A 21994-nucleotide genomic window follows, 5' to 3' on the forward strand; every position below is an offset into this window, starting at 1 on the left:
CGCATTGTAGCCGCGCGCACCATCGCAGCCTTGCTGCAGGACGGAAGAAATCGCCTCTTCCACATTAGTAAACTGGACGGTATAGTCCAGTCCCGATGGAAACCCCAGCCCCCGCCACACCCCGACCGGTCGACGACACCCGCCACCAGCAGGTGCACGACGCCGTGCGCGCGCTGGTCCGCGAGCAGGGCGCGCAGGTCAGCATGGACGCGGTGGCCGCGCGCGCAGGCTGCTCCAAGCAGACCCTGTATGCGCGCTACGGCTCCAAGCAGGCCTTGCTGATGCAGGTGCTCAGCGAGGAAAGCCGCAGGGCCGTCGTCCTGGCCGGCGTCCCCGACGCGGCCAGCCTGCGCCCGGGGCTGGTCGCGTTCGCGCGCGACCACCTGGCCCGACTGTCGGAACCGGGCACCATCGGCACCGCGCGGCTGCTCACCGGCCAGGCCGCCCAGTTCCCGGACGAGGTCCGGGCGCTCTACCACATATGGATAGACGGCCTGCAGGAGCGCCTCGCCACGTGGCTGCGGCAGGCCATGCGCCGCGGGCTGCTGCGGCATGACGATCCGCACTCGGCGGCCGAGTTGCTGCTGGGCATGATCGTCGGCCTGGACTTCGACCGGCAGCGCTTCCTGGTCCCTCACCGCGACACAACCGACCTGCAGACACAGTGGGCCGAATTCGCCGTCGACAGCTTCCTGCGCGCCTTCGCACCGCCTGTTTCGCGTACCTGAATCCCCCTCCAGCCCCCACCTTCCCCGGAGTTCCCATGCGCCTCCACTCCCCCTTCCTCCTTGCCTGCGGGCTGCTCGCGCTGACCGCCTGCGGCGGCAAGGACGAGGCCGCCGCCCCGCCCCCGCCGGAAGTCGGCGTGATCGAGGTCAAGCCGCAGACCGTGCCGCTGACCCGCGACCTCGTCGGCCGGCTGTCGCCCTACCGCAGCGCCGACGTGCGCGCGCGCGTGCCCGGCGTGTTGCTGCGGCGCGTGTACGAGGAAGGCAGCGACGTGCGCGAAGGCCAGGTGCTGTTCGAGATCGACCCGGCGCCGCTCCAGGCCTCGCTCGGGGTGGCCCAGGGCCAGCTGGCCCAGGCCGAGGCGACCTACGCCAACGCCCGTGCGGTGGCCGAGCGCGCGCGCAAGCTGGTGCCGCAGAAGTTCGTCTCGCAGAACGACCTGGACAACGCCGTGGCGGCCGAGCGCAGCGCCGGCGCGGCGGTCGAGGCGGCCCGGGCCAGCGTGCGCAACGCGCAGATCGACCTGGGCTACGCCAAGGTCACCTCGCCCATCGCCGGCCGCGCCGGCAAGCAGCGGGTGACCGAAGGCGCGCTGGTCGGCCAGGGCGAGGCGACCCTGCTGACCACGGTGGACCAGCTCGATCCGCTCTATGCCAACTTCTCGATCGGTTCCAACGAACTGGCCCAGCTGCGCGCGGCGGCCAACGTGTCGCTGGTGGGCGCCGGCAAGGCTTCCGTGCAGGTCGTGCTGCCGGGCGACCGCGTCCACGAGCAGCCGGGCACGCTCGACTTCTCGGACACGACGGTCGATCCGCAGACGGGTGCGGTCGCGATGCGCGCGCAGGTTCCCAATCCCGGCTACGTGCTGTTCCCGGGCAGCTTCGTCACCTTGAAGGTGAACATGGGCGAGCTGCACGACGTGTTCCTCGTGCCGCAGGAGGCGGTGCTGCGCGACGCCAACGGCGCGTTCGCCCGCGTCGTCGGCGCCGACGGCAACGTCGAGCGCAGGAACCTGACCACCGGCGGCACCCGCGACAACCAGTGGATCGTCACCGCCGGCCTGGAGGCGGGCGACCAGGTCATCGTGTCCGGCGTGCAGAAGGTCAAGGAAGGCGCACCGGCGACCGCCAAGCCCTGGCAGCCGCAGGCGGCCGAGGCGGGCGCCGCCGCGCAGGCACCGGCCAAGGCTCCTGCTGGTGGCGCGCCCGCGCCCGATCCGGCGTCCGAGGCCGCCAAGTCCGCTCCGGCCGAGTAAGGACGCCCACCCATGCCCAAGTTCTTCATCAACCACCCGGTCTTCGCCTGGGTCGTGGCGATCCTGATCTCGCTCTCGGGCGTGATCGCGATCCTCGGCCTGGGCGTGGAGTCCTATCCCAACATCGCCCCGCCGCAGGTCACCGTCAGCGCCAGCTATCCCGGCGCCAGCGCGTCGACGGTCGAGCGCGCGGTCACCCAGGTCATCGAGCAGCAGCTGACCGGCATCGACCACCTGCTCTACTTCAGCTCCTCGTCCAGCGCCACCGGCCGTGCCAGCATCACCCTGACCTTCGAGACCGGCACCGATCCCGACATCGCCCAGGTGCAGGTGCAGAACAAGGTCGCCCTCGCCACCCCGCGTCTGCCCACCGAAGTCACCCAGCAGGGCGTGGTGGTGGCCAAGGCCAACGCCGGCTTCCTGATGGTGGTCGGCCTGATCTCCGACAACCCGGCGGTCGACCGCAACCAGCTCAACGACATCAACGGCTCGCGCGTGATCGACCAGATCTCGCGCATCCCCGGCGTGGGCAGCATCCAGCAGTTCGGCGCCGAGTACGCCATGAACATCTGGCTCAACCCGGAGAAGCTGCAGGGCTTCGGCCTGTCGGCGAGCCAGGTGCTGGCCGCCATCCGCGCGCAGAACGTGCAGTTCGCCGCCGGTTCGGTGGGCTCTGACCCGGCGCCGGAGGGCCAGGCGTTCACCGCCACGGTCTCGGCCGAGGGCCGCTTCAGCTCGCCGGAGCAGTTCGAGGACATCATCCTGCGCGCCGACAGCGACGGCTCGACCGTGCGCCTGCGCGACGTGGCCAGGGTCAGCTTCGGCCCGGGCTCCTACGGCTTCGACACCAAGTTCGACGGCAAGCCGATCGGCGCTTTCGCAGTGCAGCTGCTGCCCGGTGCCAATGCGCTGAACGTGGCCGAGGCCGTTCGCGCGAAGATGGACGAGTTGCAGGCCACCTTCCCGCAGGGCGTGACCTGGATGTCGCCGTACGACTCCACGACCTTCGTGAAGATCTCGATCGAGGAGGTCGTCAAGACCCTGGTCGAGGCCGTGGTGCTGGTGTTCCTGGTGATGCTGATCTTCCTGCAGAACATCCGCGCCACCATCATCCCCACCCTGGTGATCCCGGTCGCCCTGCTCGGCACGTTCCTGGGCATGTCGATAATTGGTTTTACGATCAACCAGCTGACCCTCTTCGCGATGGTGCTGTCGATCGGCATCGTGGTCGACGACGCGATCGTGGTGATCGAGAACGTCGAGCGCATCATGACCGAGGAGGGCCTGTCGCCCTACGACGCCACGGTCAAGGCGATGGACCAGATCACCGGCGCGGTGGTGGCGATCACGGTCGTGCTGGCCGCGGTGTTCATCCCCTCGGCGCTGCAGGGCGGCGCGGCCGGCGAGATCTACAAGCAGTTCGCGCTGACGATCGCCATCGCGATGGCGTTCTCGGCGTTCCTGGCGCTGGGCTTCACCCCGGCGCTGTGCGCGACGTTCCTCAAGCCCAGCCACCACGCCAACTCGAACTGGGTGTTCCGCACCTTCAACAAGTACTATGACAAGGTCAGCCACACCTACGTCGGGCACATCGGCAGCGCGGTCAAGCACGCCCCGCGCTGGATGGTCCTGTTCGCGGTCCTGGCGATCCTGTGCGGATTCCTGTTCACCCGCATGCCCGGCAGCTTCCTGCCCGAGGAGGACCAGGGCTACGCCATGGCGATCGTGCAGCTGCCGCCCGGCGCCTCGCTGCAGCGCACCCAGCGCGTGTTCGACGACATGCGCGAGCGCCTCCAGGGCATCGATGGCTACCAGAGCATGATGCAGGTCGCCGGCTTCAGCTTCGTCGGCCAGGGCGAGAACGTGGGCATGGCCTTCATCCGGCTCAAGCCATGGGAGGACCGCGACCTGACGGCGCCGGAGTTCATCCAGCAGGCCAACGGCGCGCTGTTCGGGATCAAGGAAGCCACCATCTTCGTGGTCAACCTGCCGACCGTGCAGGGCCTGGGCCAATTCGGCGGCTTCGACATGTGGCTGCAGGACCGGACCGGCCAGGGCCAGGCGGCGCTGACCCAGGCGCGCAACATGCTGCTGGGCCAGGCCGCGCAGAACACGGCGCTGGTGGGCGTCCGTCCCAACAGCCTGGAGGATGCGCCGCAGCTGCAGTTGCACGTGGACCGCGTGCAGGCGCAGTCGATGGGCCTGCAGGTCAGCGACATCTACAACGCCATCAGCCTGATGCTGGCCCCGGTCTACGCCAACGACTTCTTCTATGAAGGCCGGATCAAGCGCGTCAACCTGCGCGCCGACGCCCCGTTCCGCACCGGCGCCGAATCGCTGGCCAGCTTCTACACGCCCAGCACCGGCGGCGGCATGATCCCGCTGAGCACGGTGGTGGATTCGGAGTGGATCACCGGTCCGCCGTCGCTGAGCCGCTACCAGGGCTACGCGGCGGTGAACATCGTCGGCTCGCCGGCCCCGGGCCACAGCTCCGGCGAGGCGATGCAGATGATGGAGGACATCGTCCAGAACGACCTGCCGGCCGGCTTCGGCTACGACTGGAGCGGCATGTCCTACCAGGAGATCCTGGCCGGCAACGCCGCCACGTTGCTGCTGGTGCTGTCGATCGTGGTGGTGTTCCTGTGCCTGGCCGCGCTCTACGAGAGCTGGTCGATTCCGGTGGCGGTGCTGCTGGTGGTGCCGCTGGGCATGCTCGGCGCGGTGATGTTCAGCCTGATGCGCGGCCTGCCGAACGACATCTTCTTCAAGATCGGCCTGATCACGATCATTGGCCTCGCCGCCAAGAACGCGATCCTGATCGTGGAGTTCGCGGTGGAGCAGCGGCTGGCCGGCAAGACCCTGCGCGAGGCGACGATCGAGGCCGCGCGCCTGCGCTTCCGCCCCATCCTCATGACCTCCTTCGCGTTCATCATGGGCGTGGTGCCGATGGCGCTGTCCACCGGCGCCGGTGCCAACGCCCGCCACGCGATCGGCACCGGCGTGATCGGCGGCATGATCTTCGCGACGTTCCTGGGCCTGCTGCTGATCCCGGTGTTCTTCATCGTGGTCCGGCGCATGCTCGGCGACAAGCTGGACGAACCGTCGAAGGAATGGCTGGAGAAGCAGGGCAAGGGCGAACCGGCGACGCATTGACCGCCGGATCGTGCAGGCCTGACCTGGAAGGCCCCGGCAGCGATGCCGGGGCCTTCGTTTTGGATCTCCTCCCGCCCGAAGGGAAGGCGCGCGGACCGCGGGAGCAGGAGCACGGCGCCTGTTGGACGACTCCGGAAGGAGCCGCGGCAGGACGGGGGTATGGTGCAGGCAGCACAAACGAAAACGCCCCCGCATGCGTCGCACGCGGAGGCGTTGGCCAGCGTGGGCCGCCCCCGTGCAGGGGTCGGCCGGAAGCCGGGAGCGGCCGGTTACTTGATCGCGGCCTGGTAGCGGCGCTCGACTTCGTCCCAGTCGACCACGTTGTAGAACGCACCGATGTAGTCGGGGCGACGGTTCTGGTACTTCAGGTAGTAGGCGTGCTCCCACACGTCCAGGCCCAGGATCGGCGTGTTGCCTTCGCTGAGCGGGGTGTCCTGGTTGGCGCTGCTCTCGACCACGACCTTCTTGTCCGGGGTCACGCTCAGCCACGCCCAGCCGCTGCCGAAGCGGGTTAGCGCGGCCTTGGTGAAGGCTTCCTTGAACTTCTCGAAGCCGCCCAGGTCCTTGTCGATCGCCTTGGCCACGTCGCCCTTGGGTTCGCCGCCGCCCTTGGGCGACATGACCGTCCAGAACAGGGAATGGTTGGCATGGCCGCCGCCGTTGTTGCGTACCGGTCCCTGCAGGTTCTCCGGCAGCGTCTTGAGCTTCTTCACCAGCTCCTCGACCGGCAGGTCGGCGTACTCGGTGCCTTCCAGCGCGGCGTTGACGTTGTTGATGTACGTCTGGTGGTGCTTGGTGTGGTGGATCTTCATCGTCTCCGTATCGATGTGCGGTTCCAGCGCATCGTAGGCATACGGCAACTCGGGGAGGGTATAGGCCACGGTGGTCTCCTTGGATTTCGTGCCCGGCGGTCGCGGGGCGCGGCAGGCCACAGTGTAGGGATGCCGGCGCGCCCAACCAAGATGCGGGGAAGAATGCTGCATCCCGGCGCCGGGGCGATGCGGGCCTGCAGGATGCGACAGGCGCGGTTCTGCCGGCGTGAAGCGCCGCCAACGCGTGCGCCGGCGTTCAAACAGCACGGCAGCGTCGCGCGCATACTGCGGTCCGATTCCTGCTGCCCGTCCATGCACCATGCGCCAGCGAAGCCGCCTGCTGCTGCCCCTGCTCGCCGCCCTCTTCCTGCTGGCGGCGCTGGCCGGCTTCCTGGGGCCGGGCCAGGATCGCGGGCCCTCGCCATCCGCCCCGGCGCAGGCAGGCGCGACCACCGCCCTGCCCGCTTTCCTGCCCCCGGAGGCGGCGCCGGTCATCGCGCGGATCCAGCGCGGCGGGCGCTTCGTCCACCGCCAGGACGGCAGCACGTTCGGCAACCGCGAACGCCGTCTGCCGCTGAAGGAACACGGCTACTACCGCGAATACACGGTCCCCACGCCCGGCCTGTCGCACCGCGGCGCGCGCCGGATCGTGACCGGCGGCCAACCGCCGCGCGAGTGGTACTACACCGCCGACCACTACGAAAGCTTCCGGCGCTTCCAGCCGCCGGCGGCGGGAACGACGCAATGAGCGAATCCGGATTCGACATCGGCCTGGGCGATCCGTCGCAGGCCGGCGTCTTCGAGGTGGAGTCGGCCGACCTGCCCGCGCTGGCCGCCGCCGCCCGCGATGCCGGGCTGCTGGCGCTGCGCATCGACCTGGCCGGTTGCGACGGCAAGCGCGCCCTGCTGCTGCGCCTGGCCACCGTGCTGGACCTGCCGGCCGGCCGCGGCGGCAACTGGGACGCGCTGATGGATGCGCTGCGCGACCTGTCCTGGCTGCCGGCCCCCGGCTATGCGCTGCTGTTCGACGGCACAGCGCAGCTGCATGCGGCGCTGCCCCACGAAACCGACGTCCTGCTCGGCATCCTCCAGGAAGCCTCGCAGTGGTGGGCCGAAGCGGACGTGCCGTTCTGGGCGTTCCTGGCCGGCCCGTAGCCGCCTGGCGCCTCAGCCGTCCAGCTCGGCCCAGCGCGCGTAGGCCGCGTCCAGCTCGGCCTGGGCCACGGCCATGCGCTGGGCGTGGGCGGCCACGGCGCCCGGGTCCTGCTGGTAGAAGCCGGCGCTGGACATCGCCGCGGCCAGCGTGGCCAGCTCCGCCTCCAGCGCGTCGATCCGGGCCGGCAACTGCTCCAGCTCGCGCGCGTCCTTGTAGCTGAGCTTGCGCCGGGTGGCCTGGCCGGCCGATGGCTGCAGGGCGGATGCGGCGACCTCACCGGGAACGGCGGGCTTGCCTCCGGGCCTGGGCGCCGCGGCCTCCGCTGGCGCCGGACGCTGGCGCAGCCAGTCGGTATAGCCGCCCACGTACTCGCCGACGCGGCCGTCGCCTTCCATCACCAGGGTCGAGGTCACCACGTTGTCGAGGAAGTCGCGATCGTGGCTGACCAGGAGGAGCGTGCCGGCGTAGTCGGCCAGCAGCTCTTCCAGCAGCTCAAGCGTCTCCACGTCCAGGTCGTTGGTCGGTTCGTCCATCACCAGCAGGTTGGACGGCTGGGCGAACAGGCGCGCCAGCAGCAGCCGGTTGCGCTCGCCGCCGGACAGGCGGGTGATCGGCGCGCGGGCGCGCTCCGGGGTGAACAGGAAGTCCTGCAGGTAGGCGAGCACGTGCTTGCGGCTGCCGCCGAGTTCGACGAAGTCCTGGCCACCGGCCACGTTCTCCATCGCGCTCCAGTCCTCGCGCAGGGTCGCGCGGTACTGGTCGAAGTACGCCACCTGCAGGTTGGTGCCCGCCCGCACCTCGCCGCCCTGCGCTTGCAGCTCGCCCAGCAGCAGCTTGAGCAGGGTGGTCTTGCCGCTGCCGTTGGGCCCGATCAGGCCGATCCGGTCGCCGCGCAGGATCACGGTGGAGAAATCGCGGACCATCGGCCGGTCGCCGTACGCGAACGAGACGCCGCGCGCCTCGACCACCTTCTTGCCGGAAGACTCGCCCTGCGCCGCTTCCATGCGCACGTTGCCGGCCAGCTCGCGCCGCTGCGAACGTTCCGCGCGCATCGCCTTGAGCCGGCGCACGCGGCCTTCGTCGCGGGTGCGGCGGGCCTTGATGCCCTGCCGGATCCACACCTCCTCCTGTGCCAGCAGCTTGTCGAAGCGCGCGTTCTCCTGCGCTTCGGCGTGCAGGCGCTCCTCGCGCCGGCGCTCGTAGTTGGCCCAGTCGCCCGGCCAGCTGCTGACCTGGCCACGTTCGATCTCGACGATCCGGGTGGCCAGCGCCCGCAGGAAGCGGCGGTCGTGGGTGACGAACACGACGCTGCCGCTCCACTCCTTCAGGAACGATTCCAGCCAGTCGATCGCCTCGATGTCCAGGTGGTTGGTCGGCTCGTCCAGCAGCAGCACGTCCGGCGCCGAGACCAGCGATCGCGCCAGCAGCACCCGGCGCTTCATGCCGCCGGACAGGCGCGCGAACACCGCTTCGCCGTCCAGTTCGAGGCGGCTGAGCACCTCGCCCACCCGCCGGTCGAGCGCCCAGCCATCGGCCGCGTCGATCTTCGCCTGCACCCGCGACAGGGCGGCGGCATCGAACTCCACCGCATGGCTGAGATGGTGGAACTCGGCCAGCCACGCGCCCAGGTCACCCAGTCCGCTGGCGACCACGTCGAAGATGCTGCCTTCGGTACCGCCGGGCACTTCCTGCTCCAGGCGCGCGACGCGCACGCCGGCCTGCACGCGGACCTGGCCGTCGTCGGGTTGCAGCTCGCCGGCCAGCAGCTTGAGCAGGGTCGACTTGCCGGCGCCGTTGCGGCCGATCAGGGCGATGCGCTCGCCGGGCTCGATCGACAGGTCGGCGTGTTCCAGCAGCAAGGGGCCGCCGACGCTGTAGTCGACGTTCTGGAGGGTGATCAGGGGCATGAGCGCATTGTACCGGCGTGCACCCATCGGCCGGACCGGCAGCTTTCACCGCTGGCCGGCGCGACCTGCGAAAATGGCGCATGACCGACTTCGCCTCGCTGCCCCTTTCCCCTGCCCTGCGCCCCGGCCTCGACGCGCTGGGCTACATGACCGCCACCCCGATCCAGGCCGCCTCGCTGCCGCCGATCCTGGACGGCCGCGACCTCATCGCGCAGGCCCCCACCGGCAGCGGCAAGACGGCCGCCTTCGGCCTGGGCCTGCTGCAGCGGCTGGACCCTTCCGTGTCGCGCGCGCAGGCGCTGGTGCTGTGCCCGACCCGCGAACTTGCCGACCAGGTCGGCAAGCAGCTGCGCAAGCTGGCCACCGGCATCCCCAACCTCAAGCTGAGCATCCTCACCGGCGGCATGGCGCTGGAACCGCAGGTCGCCTCGCTGCAGGCGCACGACCCGCAGGTGGTGGTCGGCACGCCGGGGCGGATCCAGGAACTTGCCCGTAAACGGGTACTCCACCTGGGCGGCGTGCGCACGCTGGTGCTGGACGAGGCCGACCGCATGCTCGACATGGGCTTCGAAGAACCCGTTCGCGAGATCGCCGGCCGCTGCGACAGGCACCGCCAGACCCTGCTGTTCTCGGCGACCTTCCCGGACCCGATCCGCGAGCTTGCCCGGCAGCTGCTGCGCGAGCCGGTGGAAGTGGCGCACGAAGGCGCCGAAAGCGCGCCGGCGATCGAGCAGCGCTTCTTCGACGTCGAACCGGCCTACCGGCAGAAGGCGGTGGCCGGCCTGCTGCTGCGCTACCGGCCCGAATCGGCGGTGGTGTTCTGCAATACCCGCAAGGACGTCGACGAAGTGGCCGGCTCGCTGCGCCAGTTCGGTTTCTCCGCGCTGGCCCTGCACGGCGACATGGAACAGCGCGACCGCGACGAGGTGCTGCTGCAGCTGGCCAACCGCAGCTGCAATGTCCTGGTCGCCAGCGACGTGGCCGCGCGTGGCATCGACGTGGAAGACCTGGCCGCGGTGGTGAACTACGAGCTGCCCACCGACGTCGACGCCTATCGACACCGCATCGGACGCACCGGCCGCGCCGGCCGCAAGGGGCTGGCCCTGAGCCTGGTGGCCCCGCGCGAGAACGCGCGCGCGGAGATGGTCACCGCCGCGCAGGACGCGCCGCCGCCGCGCGAGGCCTCTCCCCTGGCCACCGGTCGCCCGGCGCAACCGGTGCAGGCGCCGATGACGACGCTGCGCATCGACGGCGGCAAGACCGACAAGCTGCGCGCCGGCGACATCCTCGGCGCGCTCACCGGCGAGGCGGGACTGCCGGCCAAGGCGATCGGGAAGATCGCCATCCACGCCACCCGTTCCTACGTGGCCATCGCCCGCGAACAGGCGCCGCGGGCGCTGAAGCAGCTGGAAGCGGGCAAGATCAAGGGTCGCCGCTTCCGCGTACGCCCGCTCTGAACCCTTGCCGGCCTGGCATCTCGCCAGGCCGATGCGGTGGCCGGAGACCGGCCCGAGCCCGAGCCGGCGCCGATGGGGTTCGAGATCGAGATCGAGATCGAGATCGGTGCAGCACACCGACCTCGACCTCGCCAATGCCAGCGCCGGTCAGAACCCGGCGCTGAACTCCACGCCCCACACCCGCGGCGGCGTCAGCCGCGCGCCGACCGTGCCCAGCACGGTCTTGCCGTAGGTGCCCAGCCCGCTCACGTACTGGTTGTCGAGCAGGTTCTCGCCGTACACGGCCACGCCGTAGCGTCCGCTGGCCGAGGTCCAGCCTACCCGCAGGTTGGCCAGCTCCTGCGATTCGCCCAGGCGCAGCGCCGTGCTCACGCCGCACGTCCCCTGGCTCTGCGACTCGTCGCTGCAGCGGGTCTTGCCGCGATAGCCGTAGCGCACCGCCGCGCGCACGCTGCCGTGCTCGTCCAGCTCCCAGGTGTAGGCCGCGCCGGCGGCGAACGACCACTTCGGGATGCCGGTGGGCTGGCCGCTGACGTCGATGCCTTCGGGCGTGACGTAGTCCTTGTAGGTGGAATCGATGTAGGCCGCGTTGAAATCCAGCGCCAGCGCCGCGGTGGCCTGCCACATCGCATTGAAGTCCACGCCCCAGGCTTCCAGGTCCGAGGTATCCACCACGTAGCGCGGGATCGCCGTGGTGGTATCCAGGCGGATCGCCTGTCGGTTGTCGTAGGCGTAGTAGTAGGTGGACAGGTCGTACTGCAGGCGGTGCTCGGGCAGCACGTGCTTGATGCCCGTCTCGAAGTTCCACACGTCCTCGTTGTCGAACTCGCTGCCGATCTGCAGCGCATTGAAGCCACCGGCCTTGTAGCCCTTTGCGACCGAGGCGAAGGCCATCAGGTCCTCGGTGAAATGGTAGTCGGCCACCAGGCGCGGGCTGAGGTCGCTCCAGGACTTCTTGTCGCGGGTGGTCTGGCCCTTGTTCATCATCGCCGGCGGGTCGATGAAGGCGATATCGAAGATGTACGCCTCCTTCGGGATGCCGAGCATGTCGAAGATGCCCAGCGCCTCCATCTGGTCCAGCGTCGCATCCAGTCCCGGCGCGTAGCGATGGTCGTTGAACCAGCTGAAGTCCTTCTCGTCGCGCGTGTAGCGCAGGCCGAAGGTCAGGTTGAAGCGGTCGTTGACCTTCCAGATTACGTCGCCGTACAGCGCGTAGGCGGTGGTATCGAGCGTGTTGACGAACTGTTCGTTCCACGGCTCGCCCATCAGCGACAGCGGGATGCCGTACATCTGCATGACCTGGGTGGTGAAGCCGTACAGCGTGCCGTCCGGGGTCGGTGCCACACCCATGTTGCGCACGATGGTGTCGACCGAGTCGGTGTAGGCGTTGACCTGGCTGGTCTGGTCGGCCTTTTCGTGGAAGTAGCTCGCGCCGGCCACCCAGTCCAGGCGATCGCTGCTGCCGGAGAACTTGAACTCCTGGTAGACGTTGGTGTTGCTCTCGGTATTGACCGAATCCACGTACAGGTCGATGCGGGCGGTGCCGTCTTCCTCGACCCGGTTGACCGAGTCGTAGTCGTGCCAGGCCGTGGTCGAGGTCAGGTTGCCCCACTCGAATGCATGGTCGACGATCAGGGTCAGGCCATCGAAGCGCCGCGATTCTTCATTGCCGTCCACATCGACCGCCGCCGGCGTGCGGCGCGGATCCAGGTAGGCGGTTTCGTCCAGCGGCAGCGATGGCGTGCCCGGCGCCGCCGGCAGCGGCACCACGCCGATCGTGGCCTGGCCCAGCTGGTCCAGCTTCTCGTGGTCCCAGGTGATCCAGGCAGTGGTGTTGTCGCCGAAGCGGGTACTGAAGCCGGCGCGGGTCGCCCAGTTGTCCTGCGGCGCCAAGTCTTCGCCGGTGTTGGCATCCTGGATCCAGCCGTCGGCCTGGTTGAAGACGCCATTGAGGCGGAACGCGGACACCTCGCCGACCGGAATATTGGCCATCGCATCGACGTACTGCTGGCCGTATTCGGCAAAGCGCACGCGTGCCCTGCCCTCGGCCTCGGATCCGGGCCGGTGGGTGATGATCGAGATCGCGCCGGCGGCGGTGTTGCGGCCGAACAGGGTGCCCTGCGGGCCCTTGAGTACCTCGATGCGCTCCACGTCGGTGAACGGAAGCAGCACGCCGCCGCCACGCCCGGCATACACGCCGTCGACATAGACGCCCACGGCCGGATCGGTGCCGATGCCGAAGTCGTCAGTGCTGATGCCGCGCAGCTGGAAGCTGGGCTGGGTCGGCTGCTGGCCATTGACCACCAGGCCCGGTACGAACATGTCGATCCCGGACAGGTCGCGGGCGACGACGTCGTCCAGCATCTGCGCATTGACCACCTGCAGGGCGATCGGCACGTCCTGCAGTTCCTGCTCGCGGCTCTGCGCGGTGACGGTGATCCGGTCGAGCATGACCGCGTCCGGCGCGGGCTGCGTTTCCTGCGGTGCAGCCAACGCCATCGATGCGGCGCCGGCCGCGATACCGCCGAACAAGGCCTGGCGGACGCGCAGGCCCAGAAGATGCTTGCGAACCATCATGAGTTCTCCCCTACTCGCTATGTCGCTGGTTGGTTTCTTTTCGTGGATCCGCGATGGCCGCCCCCTCCGCGGCCAGCTGCGGTGGATCATCCGGATTCACTGCCCTGTCCGCACTCGCCGTGCTGCGAAGCGATCCAGTCGCGGATCAGTGCCACGCCTTCGGCATGGGTCACGCTGCGGCCCAGTTCGGGCATCATCACCCCCGGATCGTTGCTGACCATGCGGTAGGTCAGGATCGACTCGTCCGGCTTGCCCGGAACGATGTCGAAGCGCCGGTTGCCCGTGCCATGGCCGGCGGCTATGGGCAGCTTGCACCGGCCCAGGCGCAACGGCTCGTTGATGTCGCTCGCCAGCCAGAGGCCGGAGGTATTTCCCGGGCCGACGGCGCTGTGGCAGTGCGCGCAGTTGATGTCCAGGTAGGCGCGTGCGCGCGCATCGACGGTTTCCGACGCGTCCTGCCAGTTGGCCACGCGCGGCACGGCGGCCATGTCCGGAAGCCCGTCGAGCATGCCCAGCTTCTGCCAGTGTGTGAGCTGGTTGGCGGTGAGTTCGGTACCGTGGTCATCGAGATAGGCGAACTCGCGATTCAGGTGACGCGCCTTGAGTCCGATCGGATGGAACTGCTTCGTCTGCAGGTTGCTGACGTGGCAGCCGGCGCACTGGTTCTGGTCGGGCACCTGGTAGGCGGCCTCCTCGCGCGCATCGCCCGCGTCCACCAGGGTCAGCGGCACCAGGTCGCCGGCACGCATCAGCCGCGCGTCGGTCTGCTCGGCGTTCCAGACATAGGGCAAGGCGACCCAGCCGGCTTCGCGCCGGACCAGCAGGCGGGTTTCGACCAGGCGCACCTTGTCAAGGTCCAGCCTCCCGCCCGCAAGCTCGCCCTCGTGTCCCTGGCTGCGCAGCACCGCCTGGCTGTCGCGCGGCTCGCCGTCCAGGCGCGGGTAGTAGAAGGTCTTGCTGATGATGGTGCCGACCGGGAAGTCGAAGGCCTCGCTGCCGTCGTAGTGCGCGACCGTGCCTTCGGGCATCCAGACCGTGCGCAGCTTGTGCGCGTAGTCGGTGAACAGCGGGCTGTTGAGGTCGTACGGCATCACCCGCGCATTGGGCGACAGCCGCGCCGAGGACAGCTCGAAAAGGTGCCACTGGGACAGCGATTCGGGCTGGCCGTCGGCATGGAACACGACCGGCTCGACGGCTGCTGGCCGGCAGCCGGCCAGCAGCGCCGCCGCCAGCACGGCAGCGCCAGCCAGCGCCAGTACATTCTTCAAGGACAACGGACTGCTCCTGCGGGACGAACGATCAACCACGTTTCAGGTCCACCTGCGGAAGCGGTGCCAGCTGGCAGGCGAACGGTGCCGCGTCGGTGTTGGGGTTCTTGAAGCCGTTCGGACCATCGGCGTTCACCACGCCGGACACGTCTTGCAGGCAGATCTGCGGGCCTTCGGGCAGCTTGGCGTTGGCGTAGCCGTCCCACAGCACGTCGGGCAGGCGGCCGTTGAGGCCGAACAGCGCGACCTTCAACGCCTTCAGGTCGAAGCCGTCCGGCGCGTCGCCGCCGCCGGACAGGCGGTTGCCATGCACCGAGATCCGCTCCGGATACGGATCGAAGGTCTCCGAGCGGCTGTCCTCGCTGTAGCCGGTGGAATAGACGCTGGACACGATGATGTTGGCGGTCTTGTTGTCCTTGATGTCGTTGTCGAAGATCTCGACGTCGTCATTGGAATTGACCACCACGCCGGTGCCGGCCGGCACGCTGGCCACCGGCGTGCCCTTCGCGCCGAAATTGCCGGTGTTGTTGGCGAACACCTGGTTCTTGAACACGCGGATGTTGCCGCCGGGCTGCTTGAGCGCGGGCATGTTGAATACCAGGATGCCGCCGGTATTGTTGGTGGCCACGTTGCCGTAGACGTCGGCGTTGATCGTGTTCTCGATCTCGATGCCGGCCACGTTGTACTCCGCGCGGCTGTTGCGCACGATCACGTCCTGCGACTGGCCGACGTAGATGCCCGCATCCGAGGCACCGATGGCGACGGTGTCCTCGATCAGCACGTTGCGGGTGCGCACCGGATACACGCCGTAGCCGCCGTTGGAGGTCTTCGGGCCGCCGGTCCACTCCACCCGGACGCCGCGGATGGTGACGAACTCGGCCTCGTTGATCTTCAGGCCGTCGCCCTTGGCATCCTCGATGGCGATGTTCTCGATCGTGAAGTAGTTGGCGTTGACCAGCAGTCCCTCGGCGCCGGCCTTCTGCCCCTTGAAGCTGAGCACCGACTTGTCCTGCCCGGCCCCGCGCAGGGTGACGTTGTCCACCCGCAGGCTGAGGCTGCGGTCGAAGCTGTAGCGGCCGGCCGGCACCTCGATGACATCGCCCGGCCTGGCGTCGAGCAGCTTCTGGCGCAGCACGTCGGCGAAGGCCGCATCGCCCTCGGCCACCGCCGCGGTCGGGACATGCCCGGGACCGCGGTCGCCGCAGCCGGCCAGCGCGCTGGCCAGCGCAGCCACCAGCAGCCCCGCGGCGCCCTGTTTCCATGCCCTCTCGCCCACCGCGCCGCAGACCCCGCCCTGCTTCCCCATGCTCCCTCCCGGTCGATGCCACGGTCATGTGGCCTGCACCCAGTGTCCGCTGCATCCGGGCGCGTACGGGAGGGCAAAGTCGGCATAATCAGGGGGGCAAAGCGGACAGGATGTGATCGATGACGCCCAAAGTCCCGGCCCCCGCCCCGTCCCTGGCCGGCATCAACATCAAGTGCGGAATCGTGGCCGGCCTGGTCGCGCGGGCGGACCGGCTGGGCGTGCCGTGCGATGACTGGTTCCAGGGCACGCGGCTGCGGCGCGAGCAGTTCCTCGCCGTGCCGCCGGTGTACCTGTCCTACCGCCAGGCCTGCGAGATCGTCGCGCGGGCCCTGCGCACGCTTCCGGGCGAAGGCCATGGCCTGGCCGTGGGCACGATCCAGGACCTGGGGCACTTCGGCCTGCTCGGCTTGGCCATGATGACCGCCGCCAACTTCGGCGAGGCGCTGAGGATCGGCGTGCAGTTCGCACCGATCACCGGCGCGATGATGGAGCTGCAGCTGCAACCGGACGCGCCCGCGGCCGACGGGAACGTGGCCGCGATGGCGGTGGTCGCACGCATGGGCACGCACGAGCCGGAGATAGAAGCGTTCCTGTGCGAGGAGCTGTTCGCCAGCTGCCTCATGCTCTGCCGCGGACTGCTGGGACCGCAGTTCGCCCCGGACCGGGTGGAGCTCGCCTATCCGGCGCCTGCCTACGCGGACGAGTACCGGCGCCTGTTCGGGTGCGAGGTGCGCTTCGACGCGCCCGCGAACCGGGTGGTCGTCGACGGGCGCTGGCTCGGCATGCCGATGCCCGCGGCCAATCCGGCCACCGCCCAGCAGGTGCTGGAGCTGTGCCACCAGCAGATGCCGCGGCTGAGCGCTTCCAGCGAGCTGGTGGTCGCCGTCGAGAAGCTGGTGCGCCTGCAGCTGGCCGAGGCGCCCCGCCTGCTCGATATCGCCGCCGAGCTGCACCTCAACGAGCGCACCCTGCGGCGCTACCTGCGCGAGGCCGGGACCAGCTACCAGGCCATCCACGACCGCGTCCGGCGCGATGCCGCCGAGGCGCTGCTCGCCGGATCGGCCGCGAACATCGCCGCGGTCGGCGCCGCCATCGGTTTCCACGATCCCCGCGAGTTCCGCCGCGCCTTCAAGCGCTGGACCGGCATGGCGCCGCGCGCGGCACGGCCACGGCACTGAGCCTCGCGCGCCGCTGTACGGGTCGTCCGGCTCAGCGCAACAGCAACGCGTGCAGCGGGATGGCGCCGGGCCAGCACTCGCGACCGCGCAATGCAGCCAGCTCGATCAGCACCGCCGCGCCGACCAGCTGCGCACCCTGCCGTTGCAGCAACCGGGCAGCGGCGGCCAGGGTGCCGCCGGTTGCCAGCACGTCATCGACCAGCAGCACGCGCGTTCCGGCCGGCAGGCACCCGGCCTGCAGCTGCAGGCGGTCGCTCCCGTATTCCAGAGCGTAGGCTTCCTCGAGCAGGCGGCCGGGCAGCTTGCCGGGCTTGCGCAACGGAACGAAGCCGGCGCCCAGTTCGCGTGCCAGCGCCGCGCCGAGGATGAAGCCGCGCGACTCGGCGCCGGCGACCGCCTCGATGCCGGCCTCGCGCCACGGTGCAGCCAGCGCGGCCAGCATGGCGGCGAAGGCATGCGCATCGGCCAGCAGCGGCATGATGTCCCTGAACAGCACGCCCGGGGTCGGGAAGTCGGGCACGTCGACTATCCGCGATGCCCAGTCGGACGCCAGGGTGGGATCGTCCATCGGTCCGGTCCGTGTCTGCGTGGGCGCCAATGCTAGCGCAGCGACCGCCGAGCCGGCGGAAGCGAAGCCTCCGGAGCGGTCCGCGGCCGGCCCTGCCACCGCGCGCTCAGGAACTGCACGAGAGCATCGAGCAGCCGGCGCGGTCGCGCGCCCACTCCGGACGCCGGCGGGCATGGGACTCGCGACCGGGCTGCTCCTCGTACGGGCGGCGCATCACCTCGAGCAGCTCGCTCACGCCGTCCGGATCACCCTGGGTGGCGCGGTCGATCGCCTCCTGCACCAGCCAGTTGCGCGGCACGTAACAGGGGTTGGCCAGGCGCATGCGCTCGCGGCGCGCAACGGCATCCAGCGGATCGTCCGCCAGCCGCGCCAGCCGCCTGGCCAGCCAGTCGCGCAGCGGCGTTTCCACCGCCGCGCGCGCGGCGGGCTCGTAGAAGGCCTCGCCGAAGCGCGACGGATCCACGGCCGTGGCGTCCGCGGCGGTGTCGGCATCGGCCAGCCGGCGGAAGAACAGGGTCATGTCCAGCTGGCCCTCGTGCAGCAAAGCCTGCAGCTCGGCGAACAGGCGCAGGTCCTGGTCCGTGCACTGCGCCAGGCCGAGCTTGCGCGCGACCATGTCGCGCTGCGCCCGATCCCAGGCCTGGCCGAAACGCGCCAGCCCCGCCTCCAGCGGCGCGACATCGGCGAACAAGGGCGCCAGCGCCTGCGCCAGCCGGGTGAGGTTCCAGTAGGCCACCTGCGGCTGGGTGCCGAAGCGGTAGCGACGACCCTGTGCGTCGGTCGTGTTCGGCGTCCAGTCGGGATCGTAGTCCTCGACCCAGCCGTACGGTCCGTAGTCGATCGTCAGGCCGAGGATCGACATGTTGTCGGTGTTCATCACCCCGTGGACGAAGCCGACCCGTATCCATCCGGCGACCATCCAGGCGGTGCGCTCGCACACCTGGGCGAACCACTCCGCGTCGCCGGCGGCGCCCTGCCCGGCCAGCTCCGGGAAATGGTGGCGCAGGGTGTAGTCGGCGAGCCCGCGCAGCAACGCAGTATCGCCGCGCGAGGCCGGCAACTGCCAGCTGCCGAAGCGCAGGAAGGTCGGCGCCATCCGGCACACCACCGCGCCCGGCTCGGCCTGCGGATGGCCGTCGTAGAACATATCGCGCACCACCGGCTCGCCGGTACCCACCAGCGACAGCGCACGCGTGGTCGGTACGCCGAGGTGGTGCATCGCCTCGCTGCAGAGAAACTCGCGGATCGAGGAACGCAGCACGGCGCGCCCGTCGGCGAAGCGCGAGTACGGCGTCTTCCCGGCGCCCTTGAGTTGCAGTTCCCAGCGCCCGCCGCCCGGGCCCAGCGCCTCGCCGAGCGAGATCGCACGACCGTCGCCCAGCTGGCCGGCCCAGGTGCCGAACTGGTGTCCGCCGTAGTTGGCCGCCCACGGCTGCATGCCCGGCAGCAAGGCATTGCCGGCGAACACCCGGGCGAACTCCGGCGCATCGAACGCCGCCGCATCCAGCCCCACCAGCGCGGCCGCCTCGACCGAACCGGCCAGCAGCCGGGGCGCCGCCACTGGGGTCGGCGCGACCGCCGACCAGGCGGCCCCTTCCACCTGGCGCACACGCGGGCCGGCCTCCGGGTCGCCCGGCAGCTCGCGCAGGAACGCATTGTCAAATTCGATGTGCATGCAATCGAGATGGGGACGGATTCCGCTTTCTTGTAGGAGCCGATTCATCGGCGACCCGACCCCGTCGGCACGGGCGACTTCCTCATGTCCGCGATGCCCGTGTCGCCGATGAATCGGCTCCTACATTGCGTCAACCGCCCGCCAGCGCGAACCGCCCGCCCTGCGCCAGGGCCCGCTGGTAGGCCGGCCGGGCATGGATCCGTTGCAGGAAGCCGGCCAGTTGCGGATGCGCCGCCAGCCCGTGGCGCGCCGCCGCCGCCTCCACCGGAAAGCTCATCTGGATGTCGGCCGCGGTGAAGCGCTCGCCGCCGAACCAGCCGCCCGACCGCGCCAGCGAGGATTCCATCCAGTCCAGGTGGAGTTTCACCTGCGGGCCGACGAAGCCGGCCATGGCCTTGCCGATGATGCTGCGGGCGACGGGACGCGCGAAGAACGGCATGCGCGCGTCGCGGATGCGGGCCAGGACCAGGGTCAGCAGCAGCGGCGGCATCGCCGAGCCCTCGGCGTAGTGCATCCAGTAGCGGTACTGCAGCCGCTCGGGCGAATCCACCGGCAGCGGCGTCGGCGAAAGCGCGTGGCCGGTGTCGTAGCGCTCCACTAGGTACTCGAGGATCGCGCCGGACTCGGCCAGCGTATGTCCGTCGTCGACCAGCACCGGCGACTTGCCCAGCGGATGGATCGCGCGCAGCGACGGCGGCGCCAGCAGGGTCTTGGGGTCGCGCGCGTAGCGGACCAGCTGGTACGGCAGCGCCAGCTCCTCGAGCAGCCAAAGTACGCGCTGCGAGCGCGAGCTCTCCAGGTGGTGGACGGTGATCATTGCGATGGGCGGTCCGTGGGGCGGGACCGTCATCCTCGCATTTCGCCGGCGCCATGACGAAAAACGCCGGAGGCTCGCGCCCCCGGCGTTTCGTGGTGACCTGCCTTGCGGCGGGTCGGCGCTATTACAGCGCCTGCACCTGGTCGGCCTGCAGGCCCTTCTGGCCCTGCACGACGATGAAGGAGACCTTCTGGCCTTCCTGCAGCGACTTGAAGCCATTGCCCTGGATCGAGCGGAAGTGCACGAACAGGTCGGCGCCGCTCTCCGGGGTGATGAAGCCGAAGCCCTTGGCGTCGTTGAACCACTTCACGGTACCGGTCTGACGATCGGACATTTTGCTAACTCCTCAACTTGGATATGGAAAACCGGCCACGGAACCCCCGGGTCGGTACTGGGTTGCAGGTGTTAGGCAAAGCGGAACGATGTAGCGATCGTCAGATCGGTCCATCAGGCCACGAACCACGGTGACCAAAGCAAACACAGTGCGCGCACGATACCCTGATTTTTCCTGAATAGCGAGTCCGGCGGAGGTCCCTATTCAGGCGGGCGCCTGCAGGCCCCAGGCCTGCCCCGCGATGCGGTAGGACTCCTGGCGCGCCTGCGGGTCATGGATGTTGGCCACTACCATCAGCTCATCCGGCCGGTGGCGCGCGGCGAAGGCCGCCAGCCCCTTGGCCACCGTCTCCGGCCCGCCGACCACGCTGCACGCCAGCGCGCGCTCCACCCCTGCCTTCTCCTCGGGCGTCCAGTAGGCCTCGATGTCGTCGATCGGCGCCGGAATCAGCCCGGCGCGGCCGCGGCGCAGGTTGACGAAGGCCTGCTGGGCGGTGGTGAACAGCCGGCGGGCCTCGGCGTCGGTCGCGGCGGCAACCACGTTCACGGCCAGCATGGCGTAGGGCTGGCGCTGGCGTGCGGATGGACGGAAGTCGCGGTGGTAGAGCATGAGCGCCTGGTCCATGGCGTCGGGCGCGAAGTGCGAGGCGAAGGCGAACGGCAGGCCCATCGCGGCGGCCAACTGCGCGCCGAACAGGCTCGAGCCCAGGATCCACACCGGTACGTCGAGGCCCGCCCCGGGCACCGCGCGCACCGCCTGCCCCGGCTCGACCGGCTCGAAGTAGCCGAGCAGCTCCCGCACGTCCTGCGGGAAAGCGTCGGCGCCCTCGAAATAGCGGCGCAACGCCCGCGCGGTGGCTTGGTCGGTGCCGGGCGCCCGCCCCACCCCCAGGTCGATCCGCCCCGGATGCAGTGCGGCCAGGGTGCCGAACTGCTCGGCGACCTGCAGCGGCGAGTGGTTGGGCAGCATGATCCCGCCGGCGCCGACCCGGATCGTGCGCGTGCCGGCGGCGACGTGGGCGATCAGCACCGCGGTGGCGGCGCTGGCGATGCCCGGCATGTTGTGGTGCTCGGCCAGCCAGAAGCGCCGGTAACCCAGCGCCTCCACGTGCCGGGCCAGGGCCAGGCTGTCGCGCAGCGCGGCGGCCACGTCGCTGCCCTCGCACACCGGCGCCAGGTCCAGGACCGACAGGGGAATGGAGGACGCCACGATTCGGCCGGCGCTACTGCGGGGCCGCCTCGCGCACCTGCAGCGCCGGCAGGTCACCGCGCGGCGGCGCCGGTGCCAGCGTGGCCACGCCGTGGCCGCGCTCGGCCAGGTATTCGAGCCACTTGCCGAGGAAGGTGTTCATGCGCAACCGGTGGCCGACCAGCTCGGCCGGCGGCGGGTACAGGCCGATCACGTCCTGCCAGCGGCGCCCGACATAGCAATGCGTGGTCTCCACCTGCCGCGCGTCGGCGTACAGGCGCAGGTAGGCCGACGGATCGGGCTCGCCGGTGAGCGGGTCGCGCAGGTCGTAGGTCAGGCGCAGTTCCAGGGTGTACGGGTGGCGCTCCAGTACATCCAGGCGCACGTCCAGGCCATCGCCGACCCGCGACAGGTAGCTGCCCTCGCCCAGCCGCGCCGGCGCGAACAGCCGTTGCAGGCGCGCGTGGTTTTCCGCGTACAGGCCCATCAGCCAGCCGAACCGGCTCAATCGTGGGATGCGCGCGCCAATGGGGGTGACCTGCTGCATGCGACCGATGCTACACGCTGCGATGCGAACGCGGCAGCATTGACCGCGGCCCGTGCCGGGCCTACCT

The 21994-nt window shown here is 69.8% G+C and carries 18 protein-coding genes; 7 read left to right on the plus strand and 11 right to left on the minus strand.

The features are described from left to right. The first annotated feature begins 95 nt into the window (after window positions 1–95). The 3 genes from ABKA19_RS05535 to ABKA19_RS05545 are packed head-to-tail and all read left to right on the plus strand — an operon-like array spanning window position 96 to window position 5137. A complete protein-coding gene (locus ABKA19_RS05535) occupies window positions 96–728 on the plus strand; it encodes a TetR/AcrR family transcriptional regulator (protein WP_353688063.1) in 633 nt (210 codons plus the stop codon). 35 nt (window positions 729–763) lie between these two features. Then, on the plus strand, window positions 764–1984 hold the full coding sequence (locus ABKA19_RS05540) for an efflux RND transporter periplasmic adaptor subunit (protein WP_353688064.1): 1221 nt from the start codon (window positions 764–766) through the stop codon (window positions 1982–1984). Between the two features lie 12 nt (window positions 1985–1996). Continuing rightward, window positions 1997–5137, plus strand: a complete 3141-nt coding sequence (locus tag ABKA19_RS05545) for a multidrug efflux RND transporter permease subunit (protein WP_353688065.1) — start codon at window positions 1997–1999, stop codon at window positions 5135–5137. Window positions 5138–5406: 269 nt separating this feature from the next. Here ABKA19_RS05545 and ABKA19_RS05550 read toward each other — a convergent pair whose 3' ends face one another. Beyond that, window positions 5407–6018, minus strand: coding sequence for a superoxide dismutase (locus ABKA19_RS05550; RefSeq protein WP_353688066.1), 612 nt, complete (start codon window positions 6016–6018; stop codon window positions 5407–5409). 250 nt (window positions 6019–6268) lie between these two features. Between ABKA19_RS05550 and ABKA19_RS05555 the strand changes: the two genes are divergently transcribed. Together ABKA19_RS05555 and ABKA19_RS05560 are read left to right on the plus strand one after the other, a co-directional pair. Next, window positions 6269–6697 carry a guanyl-specific ribonuclease gene (locus ABKA19_RS05555; RefSeq protein WP_502945717.1) on the plus strand — a complete coding sequence of 143 codons (429 nt, stop codon included), beginning with the start codon at window positions 6269–6271 and terminating at the stop codon, window positions 6695–6697. Next, complete coding sequence (locus ABKA19_RS05560; protein WP_353688067.1) at window positions 6694–7104, plus strand: barstar family protein; 411 nt, start codon at window positions 6694–6696, stop codon at window positions 7102–7104. Before ABKA19_RS05555 ends, ABKA19_RS05560 begins: the two co-directional genes overlap by 4 nt. Before the next feature lie 12 nt (window positions 7105–7116). On the opposite strand, the gene ABKA19_RS05565 is transcribed toward ABKA19_RS05560, so the two are convergent. Beyond that, on the minus strand, window positions 7117–9012 hold the full coding sequence (locus ABKA19_RS05565) for an ATP-binding cassette domain-containing protein (protein WP_353688068.1): 1896 nt from the start codon (window positions 9010–9012) through the stop codon (window positions 7117–7119). An 80-nt stretch (window positions 9013–9092) separates the two neighbouring features. Between ABKA19_RS05565 and dbpA the strand changes: the two genes are divergently transcribed. Then, window positions 9093–10469, plus strand: a complete 1377-nt coding sequence (gene dbpA / locus ABKA19_RS05570) for an ATP-dependent RNA helicase DbpA (RefSeq protein ID WP_353688069.1) — start codon at window positions 9093–9095, stop codon at window positions 10467–10469. A gap of 147 nt (window positions 10470–10616) precedes the next feature. Here dbpA and ABKA19_RS05575 read toward each other — a convergent pair whose 3' ends face one another. The 3 genes from ABKA19_RS05575 to ABKA19_RS05585 form a co-directional block, all read right to left on the minus strand. Then, complete coding sequence (locus ABKA19_RS05575) at window positions 10617–13046, minus strand: TonB-dependent receptor (protein WP_353688070.1); 2430 nt, start codon at window positions 13044–13046, stop codon at window positions 10617–10619. 86 nt (window positions 13047–13132) lie between these two features. Continuing rightward, the gene (locus ABKA19_RS05580; RefSeq protein WP_353688071.1) at window positions 13133–14320 is read right to left on the minus strand and encodes an SO2930 family diheme c-type cytochrome; all 1188 of its coding nucleotides are present in this window, start codon (window positions 14318–14320) and stop codon (window positions 13133–13135) included. Between the two features lie 25 nt (window positions 14321–14345). Beyond that, on the minus strand, window positions 14346–15620 hold the full coding sequence (locus tag ABKA19_RS05585) for a parallel beta-helix domain-containing protein (protein WP_353688072.1): 1275 nt from the start codon (window positions 15618–15620) through the stop codon (window positions 14346–14348). A 119-nt stretch (window positions 15621–15739) separates the two neighbouring features. On the opposite strand from ABKA19_RS05585, the gene ABKA19_RS05590 reads away from it, so the two are divergent. Next, complete coding sequence (locus tag ABKA19_RS05590) at window positions 15740–16798, plus strand: AraC family transcriptional regulator (RefSeq protein WP_353688073.1); 1059 nt, start codon at window positions 15740–15742, stop codon at window positions 16796–16798. Window positions 16799–16829: 31 nt separating this feature from the next. Here ABKA19_RS05590 and ABKA19_RS05595 read toward each other — a convergent pair whose 3' ends face one another. The 6 genes from ABKA19_RS05595 to ABKA19_RS05620 form a co-directional block, all read right to left on the minus strand. Then, window positions 16830–17366 (minus strand): adenine phosphoribosyltransferase, encoded by a 537-nt coding sequence (locus ABKA19_RS05595; RefSeq protein WP_353688074.1) that lies wholly within the window; start codon window positions 17364–17366, stop codon window positions 16830–16832. A gap of 106 nt (window positions 17367–17472) precedes the next feature. After that, the gene (locus tag ABKA19_RS05600; RefSeq protein WP_353688075.1) at window positions 17473–19041 is read right to left on the minus strand and encodes a protein adenylyltransferase SelO; all 1569 of its coding nucleotides are present in this window, start codon (window positions 19039–19041) and stop codon (window positions 17473–17475) included. A gap of 130 nt (window positions 19042–19171) precedes the next feature. Further along, the gene (locus ABKA19_RS05605) at window positions 19172–19858 is read right to left on the minus strand and encodes a glutathione S-transferase family protein (RefSeq protein ID WP_162375523.1); all 687 of its coding nucleotides are present in this window, start codon (window positions 19856–19858) and stop codon (window positions 19172–19174) included. Window positions 19859–19982: 124 nt separating this feature from the next. Beyond that, entirely contained in the window at window positions 19983–20192 is a 210-nt protein-coding gene (locus ABKA19_RS05610) for a cold-shock protein (RefSeq protein WP_052629443.1), read from the minus strand. A gap of 204 nt (window positions 20193–20396) precedes the next feature. Continuing rightward, window positions 20397–21401 (minus strand): LLM class flavin-dependent oxidoreductase, encoded by a 1005-nt coding sequence (locus ABKA19_RS05615; RefSeq protein ID WP_353688076.1) that lies wholly within the window; start codon window positions 21399–21401, stop codon window positions 20397–20399. A 13-nt stretch (window positions 21402–21414) separates the two neighbouring features. After that, the gene (locus tag ABKA19_RS05620) at window positions 21415–21927 is read right to left on the minus strand and encodes a DUF1249 domain-containing protein (protein ID WP_353688077.1); all 513 of its coding nucleotides are present in this window, start codon (window positions 21925–21927) and stop codon (window positions 21415–21417) included. Window positions 21928–21994: the final 67 nt, after the last annotated feature.

It is taken from the genome of Pseudoxanthomonas sp. Soil82 (genome assembly GCF_040446535.1).
GTDB lineage: Bacteria > Pseudomonadota > Gammaproteobacteria > Xanthomonadales > Xanthomonadaceae > Pseudoxanthomonas > Pseudoxanthomonas kaohsiungensis.

Bases quoted from the DNA above. Each gene is read 5' to 3' on its own strand.
- ABKA19_RS05585 (WP_353688072.1), bottom strand. From the start codon at position 15,620: ATGGGGAAGCAGGGCGGGGTCTGCGGCGCGGTGGGCGAGAGGGCATGG.
- ABKA19_RS05535 (WP_353688063.1), top strand. From the start codon at position 96: ATGGAAACCCCAGCCCCCGCCACACCCCGACCGGTCGACGACACCCGC.
- dbpA (WP_353688069.1), top strand. From the start codon at position 9,093: ATGACCGACTTCGCCTCGCTGCCCCTTTCCCCTGCCCTGCGCCCCGGC.
- ABKA19_RS05575 (WP_353688070.1), bottom strand. From the start codon at position 13,046: ATGATGGTTCGCAAGCATCTTCTGGGCCTGCGCGTCCGCCAGGCCTTG.
- ABKA19_RS05595 (WP_353688074.1), bottom strand. From the start codon at position 17,366: ATGGACGATCCCACCCTGGCGTCCGACTGGGCATCGCGGATAGTCGAC.
- ABKA19_RS05540 (WP_353688064.1), top strand. From the start codon at position 764: ATGCGCCTCCACTCCCCCTTCCTCCTTGCCTGCGGGCTGCTCGCGCTG.
- ABKA19_RS05605 (WP_162375523.1), bottom strand. From the start codon at position 19,858: ATGATCACCGTCCACCACCTGGAGAGCTCGCGCTCGCAGCGCGTACTT.
- ABKA19_RS05610 (WP_052629443.1), bottom strand. From the start codon at position 20,192: ATGTCCGATCGTCAGACCGGTACCGTGAAGTGGTTCAACGACGCCAAG.
- ABKA19_RS05600 (WP_353688075.1), bottom strand. From the start codon at position 19,041: ATGCACATCGAATTTGACAATGCGTTCCTGCGCGAGCTGCCGGGCGAC.
- ABKA19_RS05555 (WP_502945717.1), top strand. From the start codon at position 6,269: ATGCGCCAGCGAAGCCGCCTGCTGCTGCCCCTGCTCGCCGCCCTCTTC.
- ABKA19_RS05560 (WP_353688067.1), top strand. From the start codon at position 6,694: ATGAGCGAATCCGGATTCGACATCGGCCTGGGCGATCCGTCGCAGGCC.
- ABKA19_RS05565 (WP_353688068.1), bottom strand. From the start codon at position 9,012: ATGCCCCTGATCACCCTCCAGAACGTCGACTACAGCGTCGGCGGCCCC.
- ABKA19_RS05590 (WP_353688073.1), top strand. From the start codon at position 15,740: ATGACGCCCAAAGTCCCGGCCCCCGCCCCGTCCCTGGCCGGCATCAAC.
- ABKA19_RS05620 (WP_353688077.1), bottom strand. From the start codon at position 21,927: ATGCAGCAGGTCACCCCCATTGGCGCGCGCATCCCACGATTGAGCCGG.
- ABKA19_RS05545 (WP_353688065.1), top strand. From the start codon at position 1,997: ATGCCCAAGTTCTTCATCAACCACCCGGTCTTCGCCTGGGTCGTGGCG.